At 73.9% G+C, this 9,005-nt stretch carries 7 protein-coding genes; 4 read left to right on the top strand and 3 right to left on the bottom strand.

Going from position 1 to position 9,005, the window contains the following annotated elements:
* Positions 1-862: 862 nt before the first annotated feature.
* On the top strand, positions 863-2,698 hold the full coding sequence (locus AC07AL_RS14845; protein WP_363585982.1) for an ABC transporter ATP-binding protein: 1,836 nt from the start codon (positions 863-865) through the stop codon (positions 2,696-2,698).
* 66 nt (positions 2,699-2,764) lie between these two features.
* Here AC07AL_RS14845 and AC07AL_RS14840 read toward each other — a convergent pair whose 3' ends face one another.
* Positions 2,765-3,184, bottom strand: a complete 420-nt coding sequence (locus AC07AL_RS14840) for a hypothetical protein (protein ID WP_363585983.1) — start codon at positions 3,182-3,184, stop codon at positions 2,765-2,767.
* A 236-nt stretch (positions 3,185-3,420) separates the two neighbouring features.
* Entirely contained in the window at positions 3,421-4,803 is a 1,383-nt protein-coding gene (locus AC07AL_RS14835) for an amino acid permease (RefSeq protein WP_363586029.1), read from the bottom strand.
* 401 nt (positions 4,804-5,204) lie between these two features.
* Here AC07AL_RS14835 and AC07AL_RS14830 point away from each other — a divergent pair, with 401 nt between their 5' ends.
* Positions 5,205-5,429 (top strand): hypothetical protein, encoded by a 225-nt coding sequence (locus AC07AL_RS14830; RefSeq protein ID WP_363585984.1) that lies wholly within the window; start codon positions 5,205-5,207, stop codon positions 5,427-5,429.
* Between the two features lie 70 nt (positions 5,430-5,499).
* Here the strand turns inward: AC07AL_RS14830 and AC07AL_RS14825 are convergent, their stop codons facing one another.
* Positions 5,500-6,450, bottom strand: a complete 951-nt coding sequence (locus AC07AL_RS14825; protein ID WP_363585985.1) for a deoxyribonuclease IV — start codon at positions 6,448-6,450, stop codon at positions 5,500-5,502.
* A 349-nt stretch (positions 6,451-6,799) separates the two neighbouring features.
* Here AC07AL_RS14825 and AC07AL_RS14820 point away from each other — a divergent pair, with 349 nt between their 5' ends.
* A complete protein-coding gene (locus AC07AL_RS14820; protein WP_363629470.1) occupies positions 6,800-7,873 on the top strand; it encodes a right-handed parallel beta-helix repeat-containing protein in 1,074 nt (357 codons plus the stop codon).
* Positions 7,874-7,971: 98 nt separating this feature from the next.
* Positions 7,972-9,003: a methyltransferase gene (locus AC07AL_RS14815; RefSeq protein ID WP_363585987.1), complete on the top strand. Its 1,032-nt coding sequence runs from the start codon at positions 7,972-7,974 to the stop codon at positions 9,001-9,003.
* Positions 9,004-9,005 lie beyond the last annotated feature (2 nt).

Here is a 9,005-nt window from a genome sequence, read left to right as displayed (position 1 = left end):
GCACTCCGCGCTGCCGGCCCACGACGTGGTCCCCCCCCCCCCCCCCCTACCCCCCACCCCCCCCCCCCCCCCCCCCCCCCCCCCCCCCCCCCCCCCCGCCCCGTCGGTCGGCTGCGCCATCCGGGTAGGCGTCGGCGGGCGGGGTCGGCGGCCCGGGCGGGGGTCTTCGGGGAGGGGGCGCGAGGGCCGGGGGCTCGCGCCGACGCCGTCGTCGCGGGGGCCTGCGGTCGACCGGTGGGCGGCGGCGCCCGGTGCGCGGGCGCGGCTGTTTCGAGACGCCGGACGAACGGCACTTGACGGTGGGTCAGTCGCCGAGCCGACCGGGCGGCTCCTCGCCCGACCCGGCTCGTCGGGGGGCCGGTCGGGAGGGCCGGATCCGGCCGCCGGGGCGGGGGTCGGGCGGCCGAGTCCGGGGTCCCTTCGCATGCCGAGGACCGGTCGCGGTTGCGGTCCAGAAGCTGCGAGCGGGGGCGCCAGGCGGATACTGGAGATGTGAGAACGGCTCTGGCAGGCACATCCCTGACGTGCCCGCCGCTTAGGGCTGTCTCACGGCAACGGCAGTCTCTGTCGTGCTCCCCGGGTCCGCGCCGTCGGCGTCGGCCGTGGACGTGCGGCGTGCCAATGCAAGGGAAGAAATGGAGTCGTGATGAGTTACTTCAACCGCAGGGACCGCGGTCGCGGACGTGAACGTGACCGTCGCCGCCGTCGCCACGGCCGCCGTCGTCGGTTTGGCTTCTGGTGACAGATAAGGGCGGTCCGGGCTGTGCTTAACAGCCCGGCATGACACCCATCCCTGGGGCCGGCGGTATCACCGCCGGCCCCTCATCCTGAGTGGGGTTCCTCCATGCACGGTGCGACGCCCATGGGGGGTCCGGAGGACCGGGCAGCCGACCGGGCCATCGACCAGGGGCCGGTGGCGGACTCGCCCGCCATCTCGCTGCGCGAGCTGTTCCGGCGGTTCTGGCCGTGGGTCAGACCGGACTTGCGCTGGCTGCCGCTGAGCGCGGTGCTGCTCGTTCTCGGAGCCTTCGGCGAGGTCGTCTCGGTCTGGATGTTCAAGGACCTGATCGACGAGGTCCTGGTGCCTCGGCACTTCGCCGAGTTCTGGCCGCTCGGCGGCACGATGCTCGCCGCGGCCGCGGCGGCGGCGCTGTTCACCTTCGCGGGCACCTACACCGGCACCTGGATCGCGGAGCGGTACCTGCTCCGGCTCCGTACCGGCACACTGGCCCATCTGCACACCCTGCCGCCCGACACCCTGGAGACCCGCTGGCGCGGCGACCTGGTGGCCCGGATGACCGCCGACATCGCGACGATCGAGCAGATGGTCGCGACCGGCCTGGTCGAGGGCGCGGTGGCCTCGGTCAGCCTGGTGCTGTTCGCCGGCGCGGCGTTCTACCTGAGCTGGCCCCTCACCCTGGCGGCGCTGATCGTCGCGCCGCTGTTCATCCTCACCACCGGTTTCTTCGGGCGCCGCATCCGCATCCGGGAGCGGCAGGTCCAGCGCCGCGCCGGCGGCGTCACCGCGCTGCTGGAGGAGACGCTGCGCAACGTGGTGGTCACCCGCACCTGCGGCCAGGAGGAGCGCGAGGTCGAGCGGGTGCACCGCGAGGGAAAGGCCCTGCTGGACGCCGAGCTCTCCGCCGCCCGGATGTCCGACCTCTACCAGCCCCTCCTCAATGTCCTCCAGATGCTCGCCGGTCTGGTCGTGGTGGGCGTCGGCGCCCTCCAGGTGATCCACGGCGGGCTGAGCCTGGGTGGTCTGCTCGCCTTCGCCGCCTTCATGGCGCAGCTGTTCGAGCCGATCCAGCAACTCGCCGGGCTCGTCCCGCTCGCGGGCGCGGCCTGCGCCTCGGGCGAGCGCCTACTGGAGATCCACGACCTGTCCAGTCCGGTCCGGGAGAGCCCCGCCGCGCGGGACGCCGGCGCGGTCCGCGGCCGGGTCTCCTTCGAGGGCGTCCACGTCGCCTACGCCGGCAGCCACGACGCCCCGGTGCTGTCCGACGTCAGCTTCGACGTCAGTCCCGGCAAGGTCCTGGCCGTCATCGGCCCCAGCGGCAGCGGCAAGTCCACGCTCGCCAAGCTCCTGGTCCGCTTCCTGGACCCGCAGTCCGGTACCGTCCGCCTCGACGGCACCGACATCCAGGACCTGACCATCGCCTCGCTGCGTGCGGCGATCAGCTTCCTGCCCCAGCAGGCGCAGCTCTTCCACGCGACCATCCGGGACAACATCGCCTACGGCAGGCCCGACGCCCCGCAGGGCGACATCGAACGCGCGGCCCGCAGCGCGGGCGCCCACGGCTTCATCACCGCGCTGCCGCAGGGGTACGGCACGGTCATCGGCGACGAGGGCTTCCAGCTCTCCGGCGGGCAGGCCCAGCGCGTCGCCATCGCCCGGGCCTTCCTGCGCGGCGCGCCGGTCCTCGTCCTGGACGAACCCACCACCGGCCTGGACCCGAAGACCGTCCAGCAGCTGATCCCCCCGCTGCGCCGCCTGATGGCGGGCCGCACCACGATCCTGATCACCCACGACCCGGCCTTCCTCCCGCTGGCCGACCACGTCCTCACCCTCCAGCCGCCGGACGCCCCGCGGCCCCGCGCCCGCTTCGCGGAATCGGCCGCCGGGCGCCCGGAGGCCGTCGCGGTGAACGTGTCCGAGGCGCGGCTTCCCGGTGAGCGGGGCCACGGGCCGGGGTGACCTTCGCCCCCACTCGAACGGCCGGGATCCGCAGGCTGCGGATCCCGGCCGTTCGAGTGCGTGCGGTCAGGAAACGACGATGGTGGTCCGCGGGTAGTAGACGAACGGCGGGCAGGCCGAGCCGCGATCCGGGAAGGCGCACCGCCAGATCCAGGTGATGTCGCTCGTCCCGGCGGTGGCCGCGTTGAAGGTCGCGTGCGTGGTGTTGTCGGGGTCGGTGCTGCCCGAGGTCTGCGGCAGCACCGAGGGCGCGGTCGTCGCCGGGACGGAGGACAGCCAGGTGACGGTGCTGTCGCGGTAGGGCGGCAGGTCGATCTGGACCACGTCACCCGGGTGAACCTGCACGGTCTGGCCGTTGGAGGCGGCGCCGAGGACCACGACGTCGTTCAGGGCCGGTCGCGCCGGGGCCGCGGCGGCGGTGGTGACGGTGCCGGCGGTCAGGGCGAGGACGGCGGCGGGGGCTGTCAACAGCCTCAGGATCTTCATGGCACTCCCGGTACTCGAAGGTTCACGGAAACGGAGGTTCGCGCAGAACGGCGGTGCAGGGTGCGGAGGTTCCGGTCTCCCGTCTATCCGGCGCGGGCGGGCCGGCCGATGGCGAGGAGCCGCCCGGGAGGGAAACCTCCGGCCAAGGATGTCCACATCCGCCGCTCCGGGCAAGGTGCGTGACGATCCGTCAGGAGCACGTCACTCCGAGCCGCCGCGGCCCCGGCCCCGGGCCGTCAGTCCCGGCGGCGGGCCGCCATCCAGACGTAGACCAGGATCCCGGCGAACAGGAACAGCACGCCCTGGTAGACGGCCGCGTAACCGGCGCCGGCCACCAGCCACAGGGAGAAGCCGAAGGCGCCCAGGCCCAGCACCGCGTCCCGGGCGAGCCGGCCCCCGGAGACCTTGTCGGGCATGCCGCGCACCAGCCAGTACAGCTGCGCGGCGGTGGAGAGCAGGTACGGGACGGTCGCGGTGAAGGTGGTGACCAGCACCAGGATGTCGAACGCGCCCTTGGCGCCGGTGGCGAAGTTGAGGATGGTCAGCACCGAGGCCAGCGCGACGCTGGTCACGACGCCGAACACCGGGACGCCGCGCCGCTCCTTGGCGAAGGCGGCCGGGAACAGCCCGTCCTTGGCGGCCGCGTACGGCGCCTGGGCGGCCAGCAGCGTCCAGCCGTTGAGCGCGCCGGTCATCGAGACGAGTGCGGCGACGGCGATGGCCGTGCCGCCCCACGTGCCGCCGAACATGGCGTCCACGGCGTCCGAGAACGGCGCGGTGGAGTGGATCAGCCGGTCGTGGGCGACGGTGCCGAAGACCGCGAGCGTGCCCAGCAGGTAGACCACCGCCGCACCGGCCGTGCCGAGCACGCTGGCCCGCCCGACGTTGCGCTCCGGATCGCGGACCTGGCCGGCGCTCATCGCGGCCGACTCCACGCCCAGGTAGCTGAAGAGCAGGATGGCCGCGGCCGCCGTCATCCCGCCGGCCCAGCCGTGCCCGGTGGCGTCGAAGGGGCCCAGGTTGCGCGCGTCGAAGAAGCCCAGGCCGCCCACCGCGACCAGCAGCAGCGGGATGAACTTGAGGACGGTGGAGACGAGTTGGACGGCGCCGACGTAGCGGGTGCCGGCCAGGTTCGCCAGCGCGGGCAGCCACTGGAAGGCCATCGCGGCGGCGATGCTGAGCCCGATGGAGTGGCCGACGGGCAGCAGCACGTCGAGGTAGCCGACGGCGGCGACCGCGAGCGCGGCGTTGCTGACCCAGGTGGTGATCCAGTACGACCAGGCCGACAGGAACCCGGCGAAGTCCCCGAAGGCCTCCCGGGCGTAGACGTACGGCCCGCCGGTGCGCGGGTTGCGGCGCGCGAGCTGCCCGAAGACGAGCGCGAGTGCGATCGCGCCCACGGTCAGGACGACGAAGGAGACCAGGCTGACCGTCCCGTAGGGGGCCACGGCGGCGGGGATCATGAAGATGCCGCCGCCGATGATGTTGCCCATCACCAGGGCGGTGGCGGTCGGCAGGCCGAAGCGGCCGCCCTTGCGGGGCGTCGCGGTGACCGCTTCCGGGGTCTCCGGCGGGCTCGGTCGGGTCGCCTGCCGGGGTGCGGCCGGGCTGGTCTGCATGAGGGTGGTGCGCCTTTCGTGGTCCTGCGCGTGCTCGGTGGAGCCACCGTTCATGCTCGAACCGGGTGGCGCTCTGTACCAAATCGATGGGATTTGTTCAGTCGGCCTGGCATGTCACCGCAAGACTTGCGGTCCCGCACCGGTCGGACGGGCACTCGTCCTGCGCCGGTCCGGACCGGCCGTTCGGTGTGCGGCCGGGTGTCCGAGGGCGTTCACCCGGGGGAGGGATGTCGTCACCCGAATGCCTCAGCCGGTTTGCGGCGCGCCGCGGCGCGTGCGCGTTCGTGTGCAAACGTTGGCCCGGCGCTTCCCCCGGTGGGGCGCCGTCCGCCCCGTCCGGTGGCCGCACCGGCCGTTCCGGGAGGCGGATCGAGGACCAGAATCGAACCAGAGGACATCAGATGTCGCTTCGTGGGAAGATCCGCAAGCTCGCCGTGATCGCGGCCGTGGCGGGCGCCGCTGCCTTCGCGGCGCCGGCGCCGGCGATGGCGGCCTGGCACGGGTCGCACTCGTCGACCGGGCAGAGCCTGGAGTCGGGTTCGGCTGGTGTCGGCCTGTTCGGCCCGCACGCCAACTGGCTGAACGTCCACGAGCACACCGAGGACGACTGCATCGGCGACTGCTGACCGACCGGTGAGCCCGGGGGCCGCTGTGGGCCCCCGGGCTCACGGCTGTCCGAGCGGCGGGCCGAGCAGGTCAGGCCGGCCGGGCGGGGGCGGCAGCCCGCTCGCGCAGTTCCTTCAGCACGGCGATGTCCATCGCGTGCCCGGTGCCGTCCCCGCCGTGCTTGCGGTCCGGGGTCTCCACCAGCAGCGGGACACCGGCCGTCTCCGGGTGCTCGAACAGCTCGCGGAACGGTTCCGCGCCGATCATCCCGGCGCCGATGTTGGCGTGCCGGTCCTTGCGCGCGCCGACGACGTCCTCGGAGTCGTTGGCGTGGATCAGCCGCAGCCGGCCCGGCCCGGCCGCCGACGCCAGGGCGTCCAGCGCGGCCGTCACCCCGCCCGGTACGGCCAGGTCGTGCCCGGCGGCGAAGGCGTGGCAGGTGTCCAGGCAGACGCCGACCTTCGGGTGCCCGTCCAGCGCCTCGACGTACTCGGCGAGCTCCTCCAGCCGGGAGCAGAGCGAGCTGCCCTGGCCCGCCGTCGGCTCCAGCAGCAGCCAGGGCGCGTCCTCGCCGAGGGCGTCCAGTTCGTCCAGCAGCGGCCGCACGTCGGCCCGGACCTGTGCCATCGCCTCGGCCCGCCGGGAGCCGCCGCCGGGCGCCGTGCCGACCGCCGACCCGGTGTGCAGGACGACGCCCAGCGCGCCGATCGCGTGGCCGCGGCGCAGCGAGTGCCGCAGCGAGTCGGCCGAGCGCTCGCGGGTGGCCGGGTTGTCCGAGCCGAAATTGATCAGGTACGGGGCGTGCACCCAGGCGGGGAGTGCCTGCTCGGCGCAGGCCGCCCGGAACTCCTCGTCCTGCGCGGGGTTGCCCGGCGGGGTGGCCCAGCCGCGCGGGTTGGCCACGAACACCTGCACGGTCTCGGCGCCGACCCGGCGCGCGTACGCCAGCCCCGTTCCGGCCAGCCCGCGGGCGGCCACCGGAACGTGGGCGCCGACCGGGTTGCGGAGGGTGCCGAGGGGCGCTGCGGGTGCGGTGGTCATGGCCCCGAGGATGTCACGCCGCCGGCCGGCGGTGGCACGCGGCCCGGCCGGCGGTGCCGGGGGCGGTGCCGGGGGCGGTCCGAGGGCGTGCCGTGCGGCGTGGTCCGGAGCGCGCCGCGCCGTACGCGCCACGCCGGGCCGTCCCACCACCGGCCGACGCCCCGTCAGTCCCGCAGCCCAGCCCTGGTGGCGGGCCCACCCGGCGGCCCATAGCGTCGAGTCGGCCGCACCCACCGGCCGTCACCACCCCCGCACACCGTGTAACAACAGACACCGCGTACCTAGCGCGCCGCCCGGCAGGCTCCGGCCGCACACCGGCGAGCGCGCCGGAAAGAACAGGTCACCACTCATGCCCACGCGACGGGTCCACCACTTCGCCGCGGCCACCGCCGCCGCCACCGCCCTGACCACCGTCCTCGCCGGCCTGGCCACCGTGCCCGCGGCGCACGCCGCCGACGGGCTGCACGTCGTCCAGCCGGGCGAATCGATTCAGCAGGCCGTCGACGCCGCCCTCCCCGGCGACACCGTCCAACTGCTCGCCGGCACCTACCCCGGCAGCGTCCGCATCACCACCCCGGGCCTCACCCTGCGCGGCGCCGGCGCGGACAGCGTGATCACCCCCGGGGACGGTACCGAGAACGCCTGCGCCACCGCCGGACACGGCCTGTGCGTCGACGGCACCGAGGCGGCCCCGCTGCCGGACGTCACCATCGAGACCCTCGCCGTCACCGGCTTCCGCAAGAACGGCATCGACGCCAGCGGCACCACCGGCCTGACCGTGCGCGACACCTACGTCCACGACAACGCCCAGCAGGGCATCAGCCAGGAGATCTCCACCCGGGCCCGGATCGTCGGCAACCGCGCGACCCACAACGGCCAGTCCGGTGTCTTCCTCGCCAACTACGCCTACCGCGAGGGCGGCGCGCCCGACACCGGGGGCACCGTCGTGGAGGGCAACGAGCTGACCGAGAACCGGGTCGGCGTCACCGTCCGCCGACTGCGCGGGCTGGCCGTCCAGGACAACGAGCTCCGCGGCAACTGCGCCGGCGTCTTCGTGGTCGGCGACGAGGGCGTGCCCCGGGCCGGGGACCTCGACGTGCGCCGCAACGAGGTCGTCGCCAACAACATGTTCTGCCCGGCCAACCCGCGGCTGGGCGCCATCCAGGGCGCGGGCATCGTGCTCACCGGGGTCGAGGACGCCCGGGTCACCGACAACGAGGTCCACGACAACGTCGGCAGCTCGGACTTCTCCGGCGGGATCGTCCTCTTCAAGAGCGTCGTCGGCGTCGCCAACGCCCGCAACACCGTCGCCGACAACCACCTGAGCGGCAACAGCCCGGCCGACATCGCCGACCGCGACACCGGCGAGAACGCGTTCGCCCGAAACACCTGCGCGCGGTCCGAGCCGTTCGGCCGCTGCTGAGCCGCGGCACCCGCTCCCGGTACGACCCGCATCCGGTACGACCCGCCCCCGGCACGCGCCCCCGGCACCCCCGCCCCCGTCGACAAGGAAGACCTCCCATGACGATCGCACCGCCCCCGACTCCCCAGGCCGCGATGCGCCTGCGCGAGCTCGTCTTCGGCGCCGCCTGCGCCGCCGCCGTCCGCGCGGCCGCCCGGCTCGGTGTCGCCGACGTGCTCGGCGACACCCCGACCAGCCTCACCGATCTCGCCGCCGCCCTCGACACCGAGCCCCTGCCGCTGCGCCGCCTGCTGCGCGCGCTCACCTGCTACGGCATCTTCTCCGAGACCTCCGACGACCGCTTCGAGCACACCGAGATGTCCCGCCTGCTGCGCGAGGACGCCCCCAACTCGCTGCGCTACATCTCCCTCTGGTGCACCGAGCCGTGGACCTGGGAGGCCTGGCCCAAGCTGGACGAGGCGGTCCGCTCCGGCCGCAACGTCTTCCCCGAACTGTTCGGCAAGGAGTTCTTCGACTACCTGCACAGCGACGCGGGCGACTCCGCGAAGGTCTTCGACAAGGCGATGACCACCTCCAGCCGGCAGTCCGCCCACGACCTCGCCGAGTACCTGGACCTCACCGGCGTCGACTCGGTGGCGGACATCGGCGGCGGCCAGGGGCACGTGCTGGCCAGCCTGCTGGAGAAGCACCCGGCGCTGCACGGCACCCTGCTCGACCTGCCCAAGGTGGTCGCCGGCGCCGAACCCCGGCTCCAGGACGGCGGCGCCTTCTCGGCCCGCGCCCGACTGGTGCCCGGTGACTGCCGGGTGGAGATCCCGGTCCGCGCCGACCTCTACATCATCAAGAACATCCTGGAGTGGGACGACGAGAGCACCCGCCGCACCCTCGCCAACGTGGTCGCCGCGGCCCGGCCCGGCGCCCGCGTCGTGGTGGTGGAGAACCTGGTCGACGACAGCCCGTCGATGCGCTTCACCACCGCGATGGACCTGATGCTGCTGCTCAACGTCGGCGGCGCCAAGCACTCCAAGGAGAGCATGGTGCGGCTGATGGAGGACGCCGGACTGGACGTCGCGGACGTCCACCCGGTCAACCCCTACCTGCACGCCTTCGAGGCCACCGTGCGCGGCTGAGC

It is taken from the genome of Kitasatospora sp. NPDC043949 (assembly GCF_056435365.1).
Note: the sequence above shows the minus strand (reverse complement) of the source record. Positions and strands in the feature narration are given on the sequence as shown.

Coding starts and splice junctions, on each gene's coding strand:
- AC07AL_RS14830 (WP_363585984.1), top strand. CDS start 5,205: ATGTCGCTTCGTGGGAAGATCCGCAAGCTCGCCGTGATCGCGGCCGTG.
- AC07AL_RS14840 (WP_363585983.1), bottom strand. CDS start 3,184: ATGAAGATCCTGAGGCTGTTGACAGCCCCCGCCGCCGTCCTCGCCCTG.
- AC07AL_RS14835 (WP_363586029.1), bottom strand. CDS start 4,803: ATGCAGACCAGCCCGGCCGCACCCCGGCAGGCGACCCGACCGAGCCCG.
- AC07AL_RS14815 (WP_363585987.1), top strand. CDS start 7,972: ATGACGATCGCACCGCCCCCGACTCCCCAGGCCGCGATGCGCCTGCGC.
- AC07AL_RS14820 (WP_363629470.1), top strand. CDS start 6,800: ATGCCCACGCGACGGGTCCACCACTTCGCCGCGGCCACCGCCGCCGCC.
- AC07AL_RS14825 (WP_363585985.1), bottom strand. CDS start 6,450: ATGACCACCGCACCCGCAGCGCCCCTCGGCACCCTCCGCAACCCGGTC.
- AC07AL_RS14845 (WP_363585982.1), top strand. CDS start 863: ATGGGGGGTCCGGAGGACCGGGCAGCCGACCGGGCCATCGACCAGGGG.